The sequence below is a fragment of the Nocardia sp. CNS-044 genome, from assembly GCF_059570515.1.
The window spans coordinates 184,388-202,900 of record NZ_JCANSX010000010.1 but is presented as its reverse complement, the minus strand read 5'-3'; the positions used below and the strand labels follow the sequence as shown (position 1 = coordinate 202,900).

Annotated in this window: 17 protein-coding genes and 1 pseudogene; 5 read left to right on the top strand and 13 right to left on the bottom strand. The window is 68.8% G+C overall.

Annotated features, from left to right (window positions below; translation table 11 throughout):
- The 12 genes and pseudogenes from nuoK to T333_RS26870 form a co-directional block, all read right to left on the bottom strand.
- The gene (gene nuoK, locus T333_RS26925; RefSeq protein WP_036536861.1) at window positions 1-300 is read right to left on the bottom strand and encodes an NADH-quinone oxidoreductase subunit NuoK; all 300 of its coding nucleotides are present in this window, start codon (window positions 298-300) and stop codon (window positions 1-3) included.
- A complete protein-coding gene (locus T333_RS26920; RefSeq protein WP_496426400.1) occupies window positions 297-1,118 on the bottom strand; it encodes an NADH-quinone oxidoreductase subunit J in 822 nt (273 codons plus the stop codon). The genes nuoK and T333_RS26920 overlap by 4 nt, the downstream gene beginning before the upstream one ends.
- Before the next feature lie 8 nt (window positions 1,119-1,126).
- Window positions 1,127-1,705: an NADH-quinone oxidoreductase subunit NuoI gene (gene nuoI / locus T333_RS26915; protein WP_496426399.1), complete on the bottom strand. Its 579-nt coding sequence runs from the start codon at window positions 1,703-1,705 to the stop codon at window positions 1,127-1,129.
- Between the two features lie 15 nt (window positions 1,706-1,720).
- Window positions 1,721-3,010, bottom strand: a pseudogene (gene nuoH, locus T333_RS26910) (NADH-quinone oxidoreductase subunit NuoH); the annotation flags it as partial.
- Window positions 3,003-5,513 (bottom strand): NADH-quinone oxidoreductase subunit G, encoded by a 2,511-nt coding sequence (locus T333_RS26905; protein ID WP_496426398.1) that lies wholly within the window; start codon window positions 5,511-5,513, stop codon window positions 3,003-3,005. The gene T333_RS26905 and the pseudogene nuoH, both read right to left, overlap by 8 nt.
- Before the next feature lie 23 nt (window positions 5,514-5,536).
- Window positions 5,537-6,859: an NADH-quinone oxidoreductase subunit NuoF gene (nuoF, locus tag T333_RS26900; protein WP_355001664.1), complete on the bottom strand. Its 1,323-nt coding sequence runs from the start codon at window positions 6,857-6,859 to the stop codon at window positions 5,537-5,539.
- Window positions 6,856-7,566: an NADH-quinone oxidoreductase subunit NuoE gene (gene nuoE / locus T333_RS26895; protein ID WP_496426239.1), complete on the bottom strand. Its 711-nt coding sequence runs from the start codon at window positions 7,564-7,566 to the stop codon at window positions 6,856-6,858. The genes nuoF and nuoE overlap by 4 nt, the downstream gene beginning before the upstream one ends.
- On the bottom strand, window positions 7,563-8,942 hold the full coding sequence (locus T333_RS26890; RefSeq protein ID WP_355001662.1) for an NADH-quinone oxidoreductase subunit D: 1,380 nt from the start codon (window positions 8,940-8,942) through the stop codon (window positions 7,563-7,565). Before T333_RS26890 ends, nuoE begins: the two co-directional genes overlap by 4 nt.
- Complete coding sequence (locus T333_RS26885) at window positions 8,942-9,721, bottom strand: NADH-quinone oxidoreductase subunit C (protein WP_496426238.1); 780 nt, start codon at window positions 9,719-9,721, stop codon at window positions 8,942-8,944. Before T333_RS26885 ends, T333_RS26890 begins: the two co-directional genes overlap by 1 nt.
- Complete coding sequence (locus T333_RS26880) at window positions 9,718-10,272, bottom strand: NuoB/complex I 20 kDa subunit family protein (RefSeq protein WP_141810953.1); 555 nt, start codon at window positions 10,270-10,272, stop codon at window positions 9,718-9,720. Before T333_RS26880 ends, T333_RS26885 begins: the two co-directional genes overlap by 4 nt.
- A 48-nt stretch (window positions 10,273-10,320) precedes the next feature.
- Window positions 10,321-10,695 carry an NADH-quinone oxidoreductase subunit A gene (locus tag T333_RS26875; protein ID WP_496426237.1) on the bottom strand — a complete coding sequence of 125 codons (375 nt, stop codon included), beginning with the start codon at window positions 10,693-10,695 and terminating at the stop codon, window positions 10,321-10,323.
- A gap of 531 nt (window positions 10,696-11,226) precedes the next feature.
- Window positions 11,227-11,637, bottom strand: a complete 411-nt coding sequence (locus T333_RS26870) for an Rv3143 family two-component system response regulator (protein WP_496426236.1) — start codon at window positions 11,635-11,637, stop codon at window positions 11,227-11,229.
- A gap of 136 nt (window positions 11,638-11,773) precedes the next feature.
- Between T333_RS26870 and T333_RS26865 the strand changes: the two genes are divergently transcribed.
- From T333_RS26865 to T333_RS26845, 5 genes are all read left to right on the top strand, one after another.
- Window positions 11,774-13,315 carry a hypothetical protein gene (locus T333_RS26865; protein ID WP_496426235.1) on the top strand — a complete coding sequence of 514 codons (1,542 nt, stop codon included), beginning with the start codon at window positions 11,774-11,776 and terminating at the stop codon, window positions 13,313-13,315.
- Window positions 13,316-13,318: 3 nt separating this feature from the next.
- Window positions 13,319-13,762: a hypothetical protein gene (locus T333_RS26860; RefSeq protein WP_355001658.1), complete on the top strand. Its 444-nt coding sequence runs from the start codon at window positions 13,319-13,321 to the stop codon at window positions 13,760-13,762.
- Window positions 13,763-13,814: 52 nt separating this feature from the next.
- Entirely contained in the window at window positions 13,815-15,167 is a 1,353-nt protein-coding gene (locus T333_RS26855) for an FHA domain-containing protein (RefSeq protein WP_496426234.1), read from the top strand.
- 91 nt (window positions 15,168-15,258) lie between these two features.
- Complete coding sequence (locus tag T333_RS26850) at window positions 15,259-16,449, top strand: NAD(P)/FAD-dependent oxidoreductase (RefSeq protein ID WP_496426233.1); 1,191 nt, start codon at window positions 15,259-15,261, stop codon at window positions 16,447-16,449.
- Window positions 16,450-16,459: 10 nt separating this feature from the next.
- A complete protein-coding gene (locus T333_RS26845) occupies window positions 16,460-17,398 on the top strand; it encodes a sigma-70 family RNA polymerase sigma factor (protein ID WP_496426232.1) in 939 nt (312 codons plus the stop codon).
- A 172-nt stretch (window positions 17,399-17,570) separates the two neighbouring features.
- Here T333_RS26845 and T333_RS26840 read toward each other — a convergent pair whose 3' ends face one another.
- Entirely contained in the window at window positions 17,571-18,452 is an 882-nt protein-coding gene (locus T333_RS26840; RefSeq protein WP_355001723.1) for a LysR family transcriptional regulator, read from the bottom strand.
- Between the last annotated feature and the right edge of the window lie 61 nt (window positions 18,453-18,513).

Sequence of the window (18,513 nt, the reverse complement as noted above, 5' to 3'; positions counted from 1 at the left end):
TCAGAACTTCAGCAGGTTGGCGTCGTCGACCGAGGTCGAGCGGCGGGCGCGGAAGATGGTCATGATGATGGCGAGGCCGACGACCACCTCGGCCGCGGCGACCACCATCGTGAAGAACGCGAACACCTGGCCGTCCAGGTTCGCGTGCATCCTCGCGAAGGTGACGAACGCCAGGTTCACCGCGTTGAGCATCAGCTCGATGCACATGAACACCACGATCGCGTTGCGCCGCAACAGCACTCCGGCCGCGCCGATCGTGAACAGCAGGGCGGACAGGAACAGATAGTTCTCGGGGTTCACCGGGTGCCTTCCTCGTCGGCGGGTTCGTGGCCGTTGGTCTTCGCGTCACCGTCGCCGGAGCCGACCGAGATGACGGCCGCCTCGGTCAGCGCCCTGGTGCGGCGGTGCCGCAAGATGGTGCTGACCGACAGCTCCTCGAACGAGCCGTCCGGCAGCCTGGCGGGAATGTCCACGGCGTTGTGCCTGGCGTAGACGCCGGGCGTCGGCAGCGGGGTGGCGCGGCTCGTGCCGTCGCGGAACCGCCTGCGGGACAGTTCGCGCTGATCCATCCGCGGGCCGAAGTGTTCGCGGTGCGCGAGCACCATCGCGCCGATGGTGGCGGTGATGAGCAGCGCGCCGGTGAGTTCGAAGGCCCACACGTACCGGACGAAGATCAGCTCGGCGAGTTCGCCGATCACGTCGCGACCGGCGAAACCGGTGGCGGGGAATCGGATTCCGGAGTCGCGGACGCCGGTGGCGATGCCGCTGATGAAAAGGAAGCCGAAACCGAGTCCCACCGCGGCGGCGGCGAAGCGCTGGCCGCGCAGGGTCTCCTTCAACGATTCGGCGGAGTCGACGCCCACCAGCATGAGCACGAACAGGAACAGCATCATCACCGCGCCGGTGTAGACCACGATCTGCACCACGCCGAGGAACAGCGCGTCCTGGGCGATGTAGAACACCGCGAGCGTGATCATGGTGGCGGCCAGGCAGATCGCGGAGTGTACGGCTTTGGCCGCGAACACCATGCCGAGCGCGCCGAGGACGGCGAGCGGGGCCAGGATCCAGAACTGCACGGCCTCGCCGGTGGATGTGCGGGTCAGTGGCTCGGCGGCCATCAGTAGCGTCACCGCGTCCCTCCTTCCGCGCCTGCTGTCGCGCGCTGCTTCTCGTCGGATTCGGCGTCCGCGCCGGGGACGGTGCCGCGGTAGTAGTCGCCCTCGGTCGTCCCGGGGTACATGTCGTGCGGCGGTGCGGTCATGCCCGGTTCGAGTGGCGCGAGCAGCCGGTCCTTCTCGTAGATGAGGTCGGCGCGGTTGTCGTTGGCGAGTTCGTACTCGTTGGTCATGGTGAGCGCCCGCGTCGGGCAGGCCTCGATGCACAGGCCGCAGCCGATGCAGCGCAGGTAGTTGATCTGGTAGACGCGGCCGTACCGTTCGCCGGGGGAGAAGCGTTCGGTCTCGGTGTTGTCCGCGCCTTCCACGTAGATCGCGTCGGCGGGGCAGGCCCAGGCGCACAGTTCGCAGCCGATGCACTTCTCCAGACCGTCGGGATGACGGTTGAGCTGGTGGCGACCGTGGTAGCGGGGCGCGGTCGGCACCTTGTGCTCGGGGTAGAACTCGGTGTTCGGCTTCTTGAACATGGTGAGCGCGGTGACCGCGAAACCGGAAAGCGGTTCCAGCGGATGACCTTTCGTCGCGTCCACGTGACGGATGCCGGCGGGCAGCGGCGGTGTCGGGAAGCCGAGGAAGACGCCGCTCGGCGCGTGCGCGTCGGCCGTTGGTTCGTCGACGAGCGGCGGGGCGCCCGGTCGGCGTCCGGCCCGCAGGAACAGCCCGATCATCAGCGCCGTGATCAGCACGCCCGCGACGATCATGGCGGCGGTCGCCCAGGCGAAACCCTCGTTGTCGAGCACCCGAGCCGCGGCGACGAGCATGACCCACAGCAGCGACACCGGGATGAGCAGCTTCCAGCCCAGATTCATGAACTGGTCGTAGCGCAGCCGCGGCAAGGTGCCGCGCAGCCAGATGAACACGAACAGGAACGTCCACACCTTGGCGGTGAACCACAGCAGGCCCCACCAGCCGGTGTTCGCGCCCGACCACATGTTGATCGGCCACGGCGCGTGCCAGCCGCCGAGGAACAGCGTGGTCGCCAGTGCCGAAACCGTTGCCATGTTGACGTATTCCGCGAGCATGAACATCGCGAACTTCAGCGAGGAGTACTCGGTGTGGAAGCCGCCGACGAGTTCGCCCTCGGCCTCCGGCAGGTCGAACGGCGCCCGGTTGGTCTCGCCGACCATCGACACGCAGTAGATCAGGAACGAGGGCAGCAGCAGGAAGACGTACCAGGTGCCGTCCTGGGCGGCGACGATGCCGGAGGTCGCCATCGTGCCCGCGTGCAGGAACACCGCGGCGAAGCAGAGCGCCATCGCGATCTCGTAGGAGATGACCTGCGCCGTCGACCTCAGTCCGCCGAGCAGCGGGTAGGTCGAGCCGGACGCCCAACCCGCGAGCACGATGCCGTACACGCCGATCGAGGTGATGGCGAGGATGTACAGCACGCCCACCGGCATGTCGGTCAGCTGCAGTGCGGTGCGGTGGCCCGCGATGGACACCTCACCGCCGAACGGGATCACCGCGAAAGCCATGAACGCCGGAATGGCCGCGATGATCGGCGCCAGGATGTAGATCGGCTTGTCCACGATGGCGGGGACGATGTCCTCTTTGAGCGCCATCTTCACGCCGTCGGCGATGCTCTGGAGCGAGCCTTTGGGGCCGACGCGGTTGGGGCCGATGCGCATCTGCATGCGCGCCACGATCTTTCGTTCCGCGAGCACCGCGATCATCGGGGTGAGCAGCAGGAAGACGAAGATCGCCAGGGATTTGGCGATAACGAGCCACAGGGGGTCGTGGCCGAAGAGGGCGAGCGTGTCAGGCGCGGAGGCGGTAGCTCGCGTGGCCACGGAGGGCCCTACGGTCGCCGTGGCGAACAGAGCCGGATCACTCATGGCGGTGTTCCTTCATCCTCTCGTCGGCGTGGCGCACTTGCACGACGCCGCCCGGCTGGGTGGCGAGCTGTTCGGGCACCGAGCTGCCGGGGGAATTCAGCGGCAGCCACACCACCCGGTCGGGCATGTCGGTGATCAGCAGCGGCAGCGTGAGCATGCCGCGCTCGGAGGTGACGGTGACCGGATCGTCGTTGGCCGCGCCGATCTCGGCGGCGGTCGCGGGGGAGAGCCGGACCACCGGCGGACGGGCGATGCCCGCCAGATTCGGTTCACCGTCCTGCATACGGCCCAGGTCGAGCAGCATTCGCCAGCCCGCCAACACCGCGCTGCCCTGCCGGGGCTGGGTGATCGGATGCGGCCGGTGCGCGGGCGCGGCGACGGGCTGGCCGTCCCAGGCGCCGAGCGCGGCGAGTTCGGCGCGCGCCGTCGCGGTGTCGGGGAGGCCGAGGCGCACCCGCATCTCGTCGGCGATGGCTTGCAGCACCCGCTGATCGGACAGCGGTGCGGCGGTGCGGCGCACGGTGGATTCGCCGAGCGCGGCGTCGAATGGCCGCGGCCTGCCCTCCCAGGTGCGGAAGGTGCCGGACTTCTCCATGGTCGCGGCCACCGGGAAGACCACGTCGGCGCGCTCGGTGACGGCGCTGTGCCGCAGTTCCAGGCTGACGACGAAGCGTGCCGCGTCGATGGCGGTGAGCGCGGCGTTCGGGTCGGGCAGATCGGCGACATCGACGCCGCCGACGACCAGCGCGCCCAGGGTCGGCGCGGCGTCCAAGATCGCCGTGGTGTCGCGCCCCGCCGTCACCGGCAGTTCGTCGACGTTCCAGATCTCGCGAACCTGTTGCCTGGCAAGCGGATCCGCCACCGGTCGACCGCCGGGCAGCAGTCCGGGGAGAACCCCCGCTTCGACCGCGCCGCGCTCACCTGCCCGCCGCGGCACCCATGCCAGCGCGGCGCCAGTCTCCTCGGCCAGCCGGACGGCGGCCGACAGCGCGCCGGGGATGCCCGCCATGCGCTCGCCGACCATGACCACCGCGCCCGGATCACGCAACAGTCGCGCGGCCGCGGCCATCGTCTCGGATTCCTGGCCGTCGAACGGGATCTCGCCCGTGCGAAGCGCCTCCATCAGGTGCGGTTCGGCCCCCGGCGTCGCCGGAATGAGGGTGCCCGACATGCGCTCGAGACCACGCGAGGCGTACGGCGCCAGCGCGTAGACGGGCAGGCCGCGCTTGCGGGCGGCCTTGCGCAACCGCAGGTAGACGATCGGGGACTCTTCCTCGGGCTCGAACCCGACGAGCAGCACGATCGGAGCCCGCTCCAGCGCGTCGTAGTCGACGGTGACGCCTTGCCCGGCGACGCGGGCGGCGAGGAAATCGGCTTCCTCCACCGAATGCGGACGGATACGGAAGTCGATGTCGTTGGTGCCGAGCGCGACTCGCGCGAACTTCGAATAGGCGTAGGCGTCTTCCTCGGTCACCCGTCCGCCGACGAGCACACCGGCGTTGCCGTGCGCGGCGGCCAGCCCCTCGGCCGCGGCGGCGAGCGCCTCGGACCAGGACGCCGGACGCAGGGTGCCGTCCCAGCCGCGGACCAGCGGGGTGGTGAGGCGGTCGCGCTCGGTGGCGTAGGCGAACGCCCAGCGTCCCTTGTCGCAGTTCCATTCCTCGTTGACCTGCGGGTCGTCGCCCGCGAGCCGGCGCAACATCTTGCCGCGGCGGTGATCGGTGCGCTGCGCGCAGCCGGAGGCGCAGTGCTCGCACACGCTGGGGCTGGAGACCAAATCGAACGGACGGGCGCGGAATCGGTAGCTGGTGCCGGTGAGCGCGCCGACCGGACAGATCTGCACCGTGTTGCCGGAGAAGTAGGAGTCGAACGGTTCGGCCTGCGCGGTGCCGACCTGTTCGAGCGCGCCGCGGTCCATCAACTCGATGAACGGATCACCCGCCACCTGCTGCGAGAACCGGGTGCAGCGGGCGCACAGCACGCAGCGCTCCCGGTCCAGCAGGACTGCCGAGGAGAGCGGAATCGGTTTGGGGTAGGTGCGTTTCACGCCGTCGAACCGGGTCTCCGGACGGCCGGAGGACATGGCCTGGTTCTGCAGCGGGCACTCGCCGCCCTTGTCGCAGACGGGGCAGTCCAGGGGATGGTTGATGAGCAGCAGCTCCATCACCCCTTCCTGCGCCCGTTCGGCGGCCTGCGAGGTGAGCTGGGTGTGCACGATCATGCCGTCGGCCACGGTCTGGGTGCAGGAGGCGACCGGCTTGCGCTGGCCCTCCACCTCGACCAGACATTGGCGGCAGGCGCCGACGGGATCGAGCAGCGGATGGTCGCAGAAGCGCGGGATCTGGATGCCGATCAGTTCCGCGGCGCGGATCACCAGGGTTCCGGCGGGCACGCTGACGGGCGTGCCGTCGATGACGACGGTGACGAGATCCGCGGGCGTCAGCCCGCTCGTGTTGGTACTCACAGTCGCCGGCCCACCCGTCTCCCGGCCGCCACCCCTCATCGAATCGCTGCGCGATGCCGTGCTCATCGAGCCCCTTCTTCCTCGGCCCAGGCCGTCGAGCGCGCGGGATCGAACGGGCAGCCGCCCGAGCGCAGATGGTCGATGTACTCCTCGCGGAAGTGCTTCAGCGAGGAGAGAATCGGGCTGGCCGCGCCGTCGCCGAGCGCGCAGAACGATTTGCCGTTGATGCTGTCGCTGATGTCGAGCAACTTGTCCAGATCCGACTCGGTGCCGCGGCCCTCCTCGACCCGCTTCAGCAGCTGGACCAGCCAGTAGGTGCCCTCCCGGCACGGTGTGCATTTGCCGCAGGACTCGTGTGCGTAGAACTCGGTCCAGCGCAGCACCGCGCGCACCACGCAGGTGGTGTCGTCGAAGATCTGTAAAGCCTTGGTGCCCAACATGGATCCCGCGCCCATGACGCCCTCGTAGTCGAGCGGGACGTCCAGGTGCTCCTCGGTGAACAGCGGGGTGGACGAGCCGCCCGGCGTCCAGAACTTCACCCGGTGGCCCGCGCGCACGCCGCCCGCGTAGTCGAGCAGCTCCCGCAGCGTGATGCCGAGCGGCGCCTCGTACTGACCGGGCCTGGCCACGTGGCCGGACAGCGAGTAGAGCGTGAAACCGGGGGACTTCTCGCTGCCCATGGAACGGAACCAGTCGGTGCCGTTGAGGATGATAGGCGGCACGCTGGCGATGGACTCCACGTTGTTGACCACCGTCGGGCAGGCGTAGAGACCCGCGACGGCCGGGAACGGCGGGCGCAGCCTGGGCTGGCCGCGGCGGCCCTCCAGCGAATCCAGCAGCGCGGTCTCCTCGCCGCAGATGTAGGCGCCCGCGCCCGCGTGCACGATCAGCTCGAGGTCGAAGCCGGAGCCGAGGATGTCGCGACCGAGGTAGCCCGCTTCGTAGGCTTGCGCGACCGCCGCCTGCAACCTGCGCAGCACGGGCACCACTTCGCCGCGCACGTAGATGAACGCGGTGGCGGCGCGGATGGCGTAGGCGGCGATGATCACGCCCTCGATCAGCGCGTGCGGCGTGGCCAGCATGAGCGGAATGTCTTTGCAGGTACCGGGTTCCGACTCGTCGGCGTTGACCACCAGGTAGTGCGGTTTCACCGTGCCGTCGGGTCCGGGACCCTGCGGGATGAAGCCCCACTTCATGCCGGTCGGGAAGCCCGCGCCGCCGCGACCGCGCAGTCCGGCGTCCTTGACCGTCTGGATGACCTGGTCGGGCTCCATCCGCAGCGCCTTGCGCACGGCTTGATAGCCGTCGTGCTGCCGGTAGGTGTGGATGGTCCAGGACTGCGGATCGTCCCAGTATTCGGTGAGCACCGGCGTCAACATCGTCATCGGAGGCCCTCCCCGTTCGGCCGCGGCGCCTGCATGTCGTTGTCCTTGGCCACCCGCAGACCCGCGACGGTCGCCTCCCCGGCCGCGCCGTCGAGCGCGCCGGGCCGCTCGTCGGGGAAGCCGGCGAGGACCCGCGCGGTCTCCCGGAACGTGCACAGCGGTGCGCCACGGGTCGGTGTCACCTGCTGCCCGGCACGCAACGCGTCGACCAGGGCTCGCGCCGATTCCGGTGTCTGGTTGTCGAAGAACTCCCAGTTCACCATCACGACCGGCGCGAAATCGCAGGCGGCGTTGCATTCGATGTGCTCGAGGGTGATCGACCCGTCGGCCGTGGTCTCGCCGTGGCGCAGGCCGAGATGGGTTTCCAGCGCGGCGAGGATCGCGTCGCCGCCCATGACCGCGCACAGCGTGTTGGTGCACACGCCGACGTGATAATCGCCGGTCGGCGTGCGCCGGAACATGGAGTAGAAGGTGGCCACCGCGGTCACCTCGGCGCCGGTGAGGCCCAGCTGCTCGGCGCAGAACTCGATGCCGGTGCCGGAGACGTGCCCCTCCTCGGCCTGCACCAGATGCAGCAGCGGCAGCAGTGCCGAACGCGGGTGTGGGTAACGCGCGATGATCGCGGCCGCGTCGATCTCCAGCCGCTCCCGCACGTAGGGCGGGAACGGCTCGGGCCGAGTGGACAACTTGAGCAGGATCTCGGTCATCGGTCGACACCACCCATCACCGGGTCGATGCTGGCGACGGAGGCGATGACATCGGCGACCATGCCGCCCTCGCACATCGCCGCCACCGCTTGCAGATTCGTGAACGAAGGATCGCGATAGTGCACGCGGTAGGGCCGGGTGCCGCCGTCGCTGACCATGTGCACGCCCAGCTCGCCGCGCGGCGATTCGACCGCCACGTACACCTGCCCGGCCGGGACCCGGATGCCCTCGGTGACGAGCTTGAAGTGGTGGATGAGGCCCTCCATCGACGTGCCCATGATGCGGCCGATGTGCTTGGGGGAGTTGCCGAGTCCGTCGGGGCCGAGTTGCAGGTCGGCGGGCCAGGCCAGCTTCTTGTCCTCGATCATCACCGGTCCGGGCCGCAGCCGGTCCAGGCACTGTTCGACGATCTTGAGCGATTCCTTCATCTCCTCCACCCGGATCAGGTAGCGGCCGTAGCAGTCGCAGCCGGTGGTGGTGGGGATGTCGAACTCGTAGTTCTCGTAACCGCAATAGGGTTGGGCTTTGCGCAGATCCAGCGGCAGGCCGGTGGCGCGCAGCACCGGGCCGGTGATGCCGAGGGCCATGCAACCGGTCAGGTCCAGGTAGCCGATGTCCTGGGTGCGCGCCTTCCAGATCGGGTTCTGGGTGAGCAGATGCTCCATGTCGCGCAGCCGTTTCGGCAGCAGGGCAAGCAGTTCGCGGACCTTGGTGACGCCGTCGTCGGGCAGGTCCTGGGCCAGGCCGCCCGGACGAATGTAGGCGTGGTTCATCCGCAGGCCGGTGATCGTCTCGAAGACGTCGAGGATGAGTTCGCGCTCGCGGAACCCGAACAGCATCGGGGTGAGCGCGCCCAGTTCCATGCCGCCGGTGGCGAGCGCGACCAGGTGCGAGGAGATGCGGTTGAGCTCCATCAGCAGCACCCGGATGACGGTCGCCCGCTCGGGAATCTGCTCGGTGACGTCGAGCAGCCGCTCCACACCGAGGCAGTACGCCGTCTCGTTGAAGAACGGCGAGAGGTAGTCCATCCGGGTCACGAAGGTGACGCCCTGCGTCCAATTGCGGAACTCGAGGTTCTTCTCGATGCCGGTGTGCAGGTAACCGATGCCGCAGCGGGCCTCGGTGACGGTCTCGCCCTCGATCTCCAGGATGATCCGCAGCACGCCGTGTGTGGACGGGTGCTGCGGGCCCATGTTGACGACGATGCGTTCTTCGCCCGCGCCGTCGAGCGTTTCGGTGACGGTGTCCCAGTCCTGACCGGCGACGGTGACGACGGTCGGTTCCGATGGGTTCGCGGCGTGCTCCCGCCGGTGCGCAGCGGGTTCGCGCCCGGAGTCGGTGGTGTCGACGCCGGGCTGGGTATCGATGTCGTTCACTAGCTGTACGCCCTCCGCTCGTCGGGCGGCGGGATGCGCGCGCCCTTGTATTCGACCGGGATCCCGCCGAGCGGGTAGTCCTTCCGCTGCGGGTGGCCACGCCAGTCGTCGGGCATGGCGATGCGGGTCAGCGACGGATGACCGTCGAAGAGGATGCCGAAGAAGTCGTAGGTCTCCCGCTCGTGCCAGTCGGTGGTGGGGTACACCGAGTACAGGGAGGGAATGTGCGGGTCGGCGTCGGGTGCGGACACCTCGACGCGCAGCCTGCGGCTGTGGGTGACCGACATCAGGTGGTACACCGCGTGCAGTTCGCGACCCGTGTCGTTCGGGTAGTGCACGCCGTTGACGCCCAGGCACAGTTCGAAACGCAGTGCCGCGTCGTCGCGCAACGCCTGTGCGACCAGCGGCAGGTGCTCCCTGCGCACGTGCAGCGTGAGCTCGCCGCGGAAGACGACGACCTTCTCGATCGCGCTCTCGAACGGTGTGCCGGTGGGCGCCAACGCCGTTCGCAGCGCGTCGACGATCGCGTCGAAGTAGCCGCCGTAGGGCGCTGGCGTACTGCCGGGCAGTGTGACGGGGCGGACCAGGCGGCCGTATCCGGAGGTGTCGCCGGTGCCGGAGATGCCGAACATGCCGCGCCGCACGCCGATGACGTCCTCGCCCGCGGGCTCGGGTTCGGCCTCCGGCGGCAGCGTGCCCTCGGGTCCCGCGGTCGCGGCGGCGTCGATTTCCGACTGGGGCGAACTGGTTTCGGCGTTCTCGGGGGAGTCGAAGGTCATCGCAGCAGACCCTCCATCCGGATGGTCGGTGTCGCCGCCAGCGCCGCCTGCTCGGCGGCGCGGACCGCCTCCTCGCGGTTGACGCCGAGCGGCATCTCCTGAATCTTGGCGTGCAGTGCCAGAATCGCGTTGAGCAGCATCTCCGGGCGGGGCGGACAGCCGGGCAGGTAGATGTCGACCGGCACCACGTGGTCGACGCCCTGCACGATGGCGTAGTTGTTGAACATGCCGCCGGAGGAGGCGCAGACGCCCATGGCGAGCACCCATTTCGGCTCGGTCATCTGGTCGTAGACCTGCCGCAGCACCGGCGCCATCTTCTGGCTGACCCGGCCCGCGACGATCATCAGATCGGCCTGGCGTGGCGAGGCGCGGAACGCCTCCATGCCGAAGCGGGCGATGTCGAATCGTCCTGCGCCGGTGGCCATCATCTCGATGGCGCAGCAGGCGAGACCGAAGGTGGCGGGCCACAACGAGCCCTTGCGCAGATATCCGGCGAAGTCCTCCACCGTGCTCAGCAGAAAGCCGCTGGGCAGTTTTTCCTCGAGACCCATATCCGACTAACTCTCACTTCCACTGTGCGGGCGAAACCTTGGTGGCGATCAGTCCCAACTGAGTCCGCCGCGGCGCCACTCGTAGGCGTAGGCGACCGAGACGTTGAAGATGAACAGCGCCATCGCGGCGAGACCGAAGAGACCCAGCGCGTCGAAGTGAACGGCCCACGGGTAGAGGAACACGATCTCGATGTCGAAGATGATGAACAGCATGGCGGTGAGGTAGTACTTCACCGGAAAGCGCTGTCCGGTAACGTTTCCCGGCCCGCCCGCGACGGCGTGCGGAGTGGGCTCGATGCCGCACTCGTAGGCCTCCAGCTTGGCCCGGTTGTAGCGCTTCGGCCCGATCAGAGCGGCCAAGAGTATGGAAAAGACCGCGAAGGCCGCGGCGACCGCGCCGAGCACCAGGGTCGGCAACTCCATGTTCACGACTGCACTTCCCCTCCTGCGAGCCCTCCCGGGGCTCCTGTACGGCGGCTGGTGGCAGCTTCCGAGGCGGGCTGACGTCGTTGTCCGCCTTGGCCAGACTCGCCCCATGGCCTCGCTCGGCGGGGCGTGCGCCAGGGAGATCAGACACAGCGGGTCTCATACCCGTGCTCGCGCCCATGTGAGCTACGGCACAGCCTACAACTGATAGGACTGACCGCCACTCCTTTGTTCCCGGTTGTTTGATCGAATTCGGAACTGGGATTTATGACTGATGTGGGGCAATCCGCACGGTCTGTCACGTGACGAACCGGCACGTCGTTCGTGCTGCTCGCACGACGCCGAGCTACCGGCGAGTATTCTTCGCTACCGATGAGTCGCCCGCGATGATCGCGCGACCGAACGCGACGGTATTGCTCGGCGGCGTACCCGAAGGGCCATTGGTGACGATTGCTCATCAGTTGCTGGGCTGGATGGATCGGAACGGCGATGCGATCCACCGGTCGAATAATGAGGAATTGCTATTAATCAGGCGGCGGTGCGGTCGTGCAGCAGCGCGACGACGGCCTCGGTGAGCCGGATCGGATCGATCGGGTGCGCGACGGCGGCTTCGGCCCGCGACCAGGTCGCCAGCCAGGCGTCGTCCGGCCTGCCGGTGAGCACGAGCACCGGTGGGCACTCGTCGATCTCGTCCTTGAGCTGCTTGGCGATGCCGAGTCCGCCCGCGGGCGTCGATTCGCCGTCGAGGATGGCGAGGTCGATGCCGCCCTCGTCCATCCGCTCGATGACCACCGGCGCCGTGGCCACCTCGAGGTAGTCGAGTTCGGGTAGCTCCGGGTGCGGGTTTCGGCCCAGCGCCAGCATCACCTGGCGCCGGGTATCGGCGTCGTTGCTGTAGACCAGCACCCGCAGCGGGGTGGAACGAGTCGAGTCGGCCACGCAGGGATGGTACGTCCGCGGCGGTCCGCGGCGTGGCAGGTTGGCGCAGATCGATGCGCGCGTCGTCGCGGGTGGGTTGCGTGGGTACAAGGTGATCGCAAGCGCCCCATAGGAATTAGCCGGTACCATCCGGCGAATGCGGGGAGATCTCACCCCGGTCCTCGTCGACACCGACGTGTGGACCGATGACTTGCTCGACAGGGCCGGGATACCGGTCATCGATGTACCGTTCGTGACGATCGGCAGCGGAATCGGGTCGTTCGCCGCCTTCGACACACTCCGGATCTACGGTGTGCCCGCGCGTTCGATCGCGGTGCTCGGTCCGCAGGACGTGCCGTGGGCCGGGTACGAATATCTGACCAGGGTGTCGCAGATTCCGCGCGGCGAGCGACTCCGCAGCGATTCCGGCAGCACCCCCGAGAACATTTGGGGCTTCCCGTCGTACGCGGTACGCGAGGCGATTGCCGACAAGTCGCTGGCGCCGCTGTGGAACGTGCTCACCGAGCCGATCCTCACCAATTACTACACCCCGCGCGCCGGTCAGGCCTTCGCCGCGATGGAGCGCGAGTACCACCGCGTCGACTACGCCCGCTCGCTCTACAAAGGGCAGGTCCGGATGGTGCGCAGGCGCCACGGCGGCGGTTATTACACGATCCTGACTCCACCCGACGGCGCGACGCCGACCAAGCGCGTCGCCTTCCGCAGCACGTACGTGCACGTGGCCGTCGGCTATCCGGGATTGCGGTTGCTGCCCGACCTGCAGGCCTATCGCGAGCGCTTCCGCGACCCCACCCGCGTCGTGAACGCCTACGAACCGCACGAACACGTCTATCAGGCGTTGCAGCGAAGACCGGGGACGGTCATGATCCGCGGCGCGGGGATCGTGGCGAGCCGAGTGTTGCAGCGTTTGATCGATGATCGCGACCAGTACGAACTCGACACCCGGATCCTGCACCTGTTCCGCACCTACGTGGCGGGACCGCAGGGACCGAGCGTGTTCCTGCGCCGCAAGGGCGGCGACGGTTGGTCCTACCAGGGTTTCAACTGGCCCAAGGGTGCGTGGGGCGGGCAGCTCAAGGCGAAGCTGCGCGGGCTGGAAGGTGAGCAGCGCGCCGCGCTGTACAAGTCGCTCGGGGGAACGACCACGCCGGTGCGCAAGAGCTGGCAGGAACAGTTGCGGCGGGGCCGCGCGCAGGGCTGGTATCAGGTGATGGCGGGCACGGCGCGCGATCTGCGCCCCGCCGACGGCAGGCCGGGCGTGGTGACGACCATCTCGCCGGATACCGAGGCGCCCTTGCCGTTTCGACCGCCGAGCCAGCCGTTCGAGGCGCACGCCGACTACGTCATCGACTGCACCGGACTTGAAGCCGATATCCGCGAACACCGTTTGCTGGCCGATCTGCTCGACCACACGGGCGCCGGACGCAATCCCGTCGGCCGACTCGACGTGGACCGCACCTTCGAGCTGATCGGCACCCGCAGCGGCACGGGGCGCATGTACGCCGCGGGCAGCGCGACGCTCGGCGGCTACTACGCGGGCGTCGACTCGTTCCTCGGGCTGCAATACGCCGCACTGGAAATGGCCGACGACCTCGCCGCGCTCGGCTTCTGCCGGCGCCTCGGCCCGCTGCGCTCCGCGCGGCAGTGGTGGCTGTGGGTCAACGACAAGAAGATCTGAGCGATGACTCCCACTCTGAACGGGCGAATCCAGACCCGTGTTCTCGTGCTCGGCGCGCTCGGTCTGCTTGTCGCGTTGTTCATCACGCCGCTGCTGCCGACCGGTTCGCTCTCACTGGGCCAGTCCTATCGGGTGACGCTGTCGGTGCTGCTCGCGGTGATTCTGGTCGGCGTGCTCTGGGAGCTGCTGTACCACTTGCTGCAGCAATTCCGATGGGAGAAGGACTGGCCGACGCTGTTCGGGTTGCTGACGATGGTGAACGAGGGGCTGCTGATGTGGCTGCTGCTCCGCACCACCACGATCGTGCTGCCCGAGCAGCTGCGGCCATCGGCGGCGGCGTTCCTGATCCACTTCGTGGTCACCTGGATCGTGTTCTGGCTCTTCGTGAACGGGCCGATCCGGCTGTTCTTCCACCGCTGGCGATACAACGGAGGCAGGTTCCTGTGAGCGGGGCGGTGCGCCGTCCGAGCCGGGACGGGCGCCGCGAAGGAGGACGGCCGTGACGGATCCGCGGGTCGAGGTGCTGCCTGGGACGCACCTTGTGGCGTGCCACGGCGGGGTGGTCCTCGTGGTGGCCAACCGGGACGATGTGACGGCGACCGAAGACACTCTCGCGGGCGCCGTCCTGATCGCGCTGCGCGAACTGGTGGACGAGGCGGCGGCCAAGGAGCCGAAGCGCACCGGACGCATGTTCGCACGCCTTGCCACCACCTGGCTGATGAGTCTCGATGACGAGGACGCCGTCGAGTTCGGAGTGCTCACACCAGCCGCCACCGGACTCGCGGTGTTCCTGCACGGGCGGGTCAGCGCGGTGCTCGCCGGCGCCGACCGCTCGGAGGTGCTGCGCGGCAGCGACGCCGGTTTCACCGTGGACCGGGTCGTGATCCCGGCGCCCGCGATCGGCGCCGGGTTGTTCGTGGACGAGGCGTATCGGGGGAGCGAGCTGCCGGGGATTCGCGGAGTGTGCACGTTGGCAGAAGGTGCCGTTCCGGGGTCGGGTGCGGTGCTCTGGTACGGGCAGCCCGTGTCGAAAGTGGCGGTGGTAAAAGGACATAAGGCTCCAGGCGCACAGGGGCAACGGCAGACCGACGATCGATCGAGTGCCGCGCAGCGGACCGCGGAGATCGACCTCCAGGAGACGTTGGCGCCGAGCGCGCCGGTCGACGACGAGACCGCGGTGCCACGACCGTTCACACCGGAACCGGATCGACGCGCGCCCGAACCGGTCGACGGTGGACACAACCGCGGGAGCTCGCCGGTGCGGCCTGACACCGGGCCGGAGCACTCGTCCGGCGGCCGCCCGATCGACAGCGGGCATGTCGCGTCCGGGCCGGGCCGCCAGCCCGAACCGGCGGTGTCGCGTGGCGCGGACGAGCGGCGGGTGATCGTCAAGGGCTACAAGTGCGCGCGTCAGCACCACAACGACCCGCGGGTGTCGTTCTGCGCGGTCTGCGGCATCCGCATGGACCAGCTCACCTGCGTCCTCACCGACGGCGAACGCCCGCCGCTCGGCCTGCTGCTGTTCGACGACGGCACCTCCTACATCCTCGACTCCGACTGCGTACTCGGCCGCGAACCCGACCACTCCGAGGCGGCGCGGCGCGGCGCCCGCCCGATCCGTGTGGAGGACGCCTCCGGCGGCATGTCCCGCACCCACGCCGAGATCCGTTTGAAGGACTGGGATGTCACCGTGATCGACAGCGGCTCCGCCAACGGCACCCACATCCGTCAACCCGGCCACCAGGACTGGACCCGCGCCCTCCCCGGCCACCCGGTGATCCTGCAACCCGGCGCCCAAATCCTCCTCGGTGGCCGCACCGCCACCTTCGATTCGCAGCACGGCCAGATGTGAGCCGCGGGGTGACCCACTTCACTGATTGATGCTGTCAGGAATTCGCGGGCTGTCTCGTTCAGGGAGCACGCGAACCAGACAGGAGCGAATCATGAAGCACCGCATTGTCGTTCTCGGAGCCGGATACGCCGGAGCCTTCTCCGCCGGGTATCTGGCCCGCCAACTCCACTCCGACGACTTCGAGATCACCGTCGTCAACGCCGAACCCGATTTCGTCGAGCGGCTGCGCCTGCATCAGCTCGCCGCCGGGCACGAGCTGCGCCACCGGCCGCTGACGGAGATCTTCGCGGGCACCGGCATCCGGCTACGAGTGGCGCGGGTGACCGGCGTCGACGTCGAGCACCGGACGGTCACGATCGCCGACGACAAGGGCATCGACCGGCTCGCGTACGACACCCTGCTCTACGCGCTCGGCAGCACCGCTGCCGACCACGACGTTCCCGGCGTCGGCGAACACGCCTTCCACGTGGCCGCGCGGTCCGCCGCGCTGCGCCTGCGCGCACGCCTGGACGAGCTCGGCGAGGACGGGACGGTACTGGTGGTCGGCGGCAATCTGACCGCGATCGAGGCCGCCACCGAGATCGCCGAAGCTCGTCCAGGGCTCCGGGTCGGCCTCGCGACCAGCGGCGAACTGGGCGGCTGGCTCGGCGCGAAAGCCCGGCGTCACCTGCTGCGTGCCTTCGACCGGTTCGGTATCACCGTCCACGAGCACACCAGGATCGAGCGCGTCGAGGAGTCGGCGGCGATCGCCGCCGACGGCACCGCTTTCACCGCCGACGCGACCGTGTGGGCCGCAGGCTTCGCCGTCCACCCCATCGCCGCCGCCAGCGGCCTCGCGGTGGAACCCAACGGCCAGATCACCGTCGACCGTCAGATGCGGTCGGTCTCGCACCCGGATGTCTATGTTGCCGGTGACAGCGTCTTCGTCATCGGCGAGAACGGTCATCCCTTGCCGATGTCCTGCGCTTCCGCGGGATACACCGGCACGCAGGCGGCGGCCGCGATCATCGGGGACCTGACGGGGCGCGAGATCAAGGCGACCGCGCTGAGCTACGTCGGCAACCACATCAGCCTCGGACGCAAGGACGGGATCTTCCAGTTGGTGGACGGTGACGCTCGCTCGAAGCCGGGGGCACTGTGCGGCCGCTCGGCGGCTCGAGTCAAGTCGGCGATCGTGGCGGTCAGCGGCTGGGCAGTCAGCCGCCCGACCTTCGGGAAGCCGAGTCACAAGTACCGTTTGGCCGCCACCAGGGAGCGCTCGGCGGACGTGGTCGCCGCATAGAGTCGTGCTCATGGACACTGCCACCGTGGCGCGTTTCGAGGCCAGCCGGAATCGGCTGGCCTCGCTCGCCTATCGTCTGCTCGGCTCGGCCGCCGACGCCGAGGACACGGTGCAGGACGCTTTCCTGCGGTGGCAGGCCGCCGACCGGGAGTACGTCGAAGTGCCCGAGGCCTGGCTGACCAAGATCGTCACCAATCTGGCGATCGACCGGCTCCGTTCGGCGAAGGTGCGGCGCGAACGCGCGGTAGGCACCTGGATGCCGGAGCCGCTCCTGGACCGCGACCCGATGCTGGGCCCGGCCGACACCGTCGAGCAGCGCGAATCGGTGACGCTGGCGGTGCTGACCCTCATGGAGCGTCTGTCGCCGGTCGAACGGGCCGTTTACGTGCTGCGCGAGGCCTTCGCGTACAACCACGCCGAGATAGCCGAGATTCTCGGCATCACCGAGTCCGCGAGCCAGCAACACGCCCACCGGGCCCGGCGTCGAATCGCCGCCGCCCGCAACGGCGCCGACATCGACCATGCCTCCGCGCGGCGAATCGTCGAGGCCTTCGTCGATGCGGCAGCCTCGGGCCGGACCGAACGGCTGGTGGCGCTGCTGACCGATGACGCGACCGGCATCTCCGACGGCGCAGGCGGGCTGGCCGCGAGGCTGATCCGGTACTCGACTCCGCAGCGGCTCGCCGAGGCGGTGCGGGCGGGCTTCAAACCGTCTGCGGCCAAGCGGCGATTCGCCGGTGGCTCACCCTCGATCCACGCTGTCGTGGTGAATGGTTGCCCGGCCATGCTGTTCACGCTCGACGACCGCGTTCTCGGCGTCGCGATCCTGGAGATCCGTGGCGACAAGATCGCAGGCATGCGCAGCATCGCCGCCCCGGCCCGACTCCGTCGCATCACAGCGGAGTGGCAGCGGCGAGAGCACGATCCCCCGCTGATCGAATCGTGGTGACCGACTGGCCGACACGCGAGTGATACGCATCACATCCTGTCGGGATCGCCGGTGCCGCGGTGTCTTGTGTTCGAGCCCCTCGGAGCGAAGGAGACACCCCCGCTCACCCTGCGATGAATCCGGGCGCGAGTGTTGGCGGTGGCCGGCGGCGCACCCGATAGCCGATCGGGCTCTACGACAACGTCGTTGGATTTTGGAAGGCGTCTTCGCCCACTTCGGCGCGATCCATGATGTGCGTGAGAAACAGGCGCGTGGTGGGGGTGGGGGTGCGGGTGGTAATGGCGTGCCAGGCGCGGTCCAGGGGCGTGCCGTCCACCGGCAGGACGCGCAGTGCTCCGGTTTCGATGTGGTGTTCGACCGCGTCGTTGTGAATCAAGGTGACGCCCAATCCTTCTCGGGCCGCGGCGATCACCGCGCCGTGCGAGCCGAGGGTCAGGGTGGGTGGGGAGATCTGGAGTTGGTCGAGTAGGGCGAGGGTGGCGTCGCGGGTGCCGGAGCCACGGCCGCGCAGCAGCCAGGTGGAGCGCAGCGGGTCGCGGCAGCGGTCGGGCGCGCCGACGACGACGAGCTGGCTGGCGCGCCGGGCGCGGGTGACCAGGCCCGCGTCGCGCGGCGGGCGGCCCGCGATGACGAGATCCGTTTCGTGGTGCAGCAGTTCGACGAACAGCACGTCGCGCGGATGGATGGACAGACTCAGTTCGATGTCCGGATAGCGGTTGCGGAACTTGGCCAGCGGGCGCAACAGCACGGACTCGCCCGCGGTGGCCACCACGCCGATGCGCAAACGCCCGATCTCGGCCTGCCGCACGGCGGCCTGGGCTTCCTTCATGAGACCGAGGATGCTGCGGCAGTATTCGGCGTAGACGCGCCCCGCCTCGGTGAGCGCGATGCCGCGACCCGCCTTCGCGATGAGTTTGGCGCCCAGCTGTTTCTCGATGTGGGCGACCGCGGCCGATACCGCCGCCTCGGTGACGTGCAGCTGGGTCGCCGCGCGCCGGATGCTGCCCTGGCGGGCGACGGTCAGGAATGTTTCCATCCGCGCCGCACTCACCATACCCACCCACCGACGGTAGCAAACCCGAAGAAAAGGTTGAGGATTACCAGAAACATTCAAA

Coding starts and splice junctions, on each gene's coding strand:
- T333_RS26920 (WP_496426400.1), bottom strand. CDS start 1,118: ATGGCCGCCGAGCCACTGACCCGCACATCCACCGGCGAGGCCGTGCAG.
- T333_RS26905 (WP_496426398.1), bottom strand. CDS start 5,513: ATGAGGGGTGGCGGCCGGGAGACGGGTGGGCCGGCGACTGTGAGTACC.
- nuoF (WP_355001664.1), bottom strand. CDS start 6,859: ATGACGATGTTGACGCCGGTGCTCACCGAATACTGGGACGATCCGCAG.
- nuoE (WP_496426239.1), bottom strand. CDS start 7,566: ATGACCGAGATCCTGCTCAAGTTGTCCACTCGGCCCGAGCCGTTCCCG.
- T333_RS26885 (WP_496426238.1), bottom strand. CDS start 9,721: ATGACCTTCGACTCCCCCGAGAACGCCGAAACCAGTTCGCCCCAGTCG.
- T333_RS26880 (WP_141810953.1), bottom strand. CDS start 10,272: ATGGGTCTCGAGGAAAAACTGCCCAGCGGCTTTCTGCTGAGCACGGTG.
- T333_RS26875 (WP_496426237.1), bottom strand. CDS start 10,695: ATGGAGTTGCCGACCCTGGTGCTCGGCGCGGTCGCCGCGGCCTTCGCG.
- T333_RS26865 (WP_496426235.1), top strand. CDS start 11,774: ATGCGGGGAGATCTCACCCCGGTCCTCGTCGACACCGACGTGTGGACC.
- T333_RS26860 (WP_355001658.1), top strand. CDS start 13,319: ATGACTCCCACTCTGAACGGGCGAATCCAGACCCGTGTTCTCGTGCTC.
- T333_RS26850 (WP_496426233.1), top strand. CDS start 15,259: ATGAAGCACCGCATTGTCGTTCTCGGAGCCGGATACGCCGGAGCCTTC.
- T333_RS26845 (WP_496426232.1), top strand. CDS start 16,460: ATGGACACTGCCACCGTGGCGCGTTTCGAGGCCAGCCGGAATCGGCTG.
- T333_RS26840 (WP_355001723.1), bottom strand. CDS start 18,452: ATGGTGAGTGCGGCGCGGATGGAAACATTCCTGACCGTCGCCCGCCAG.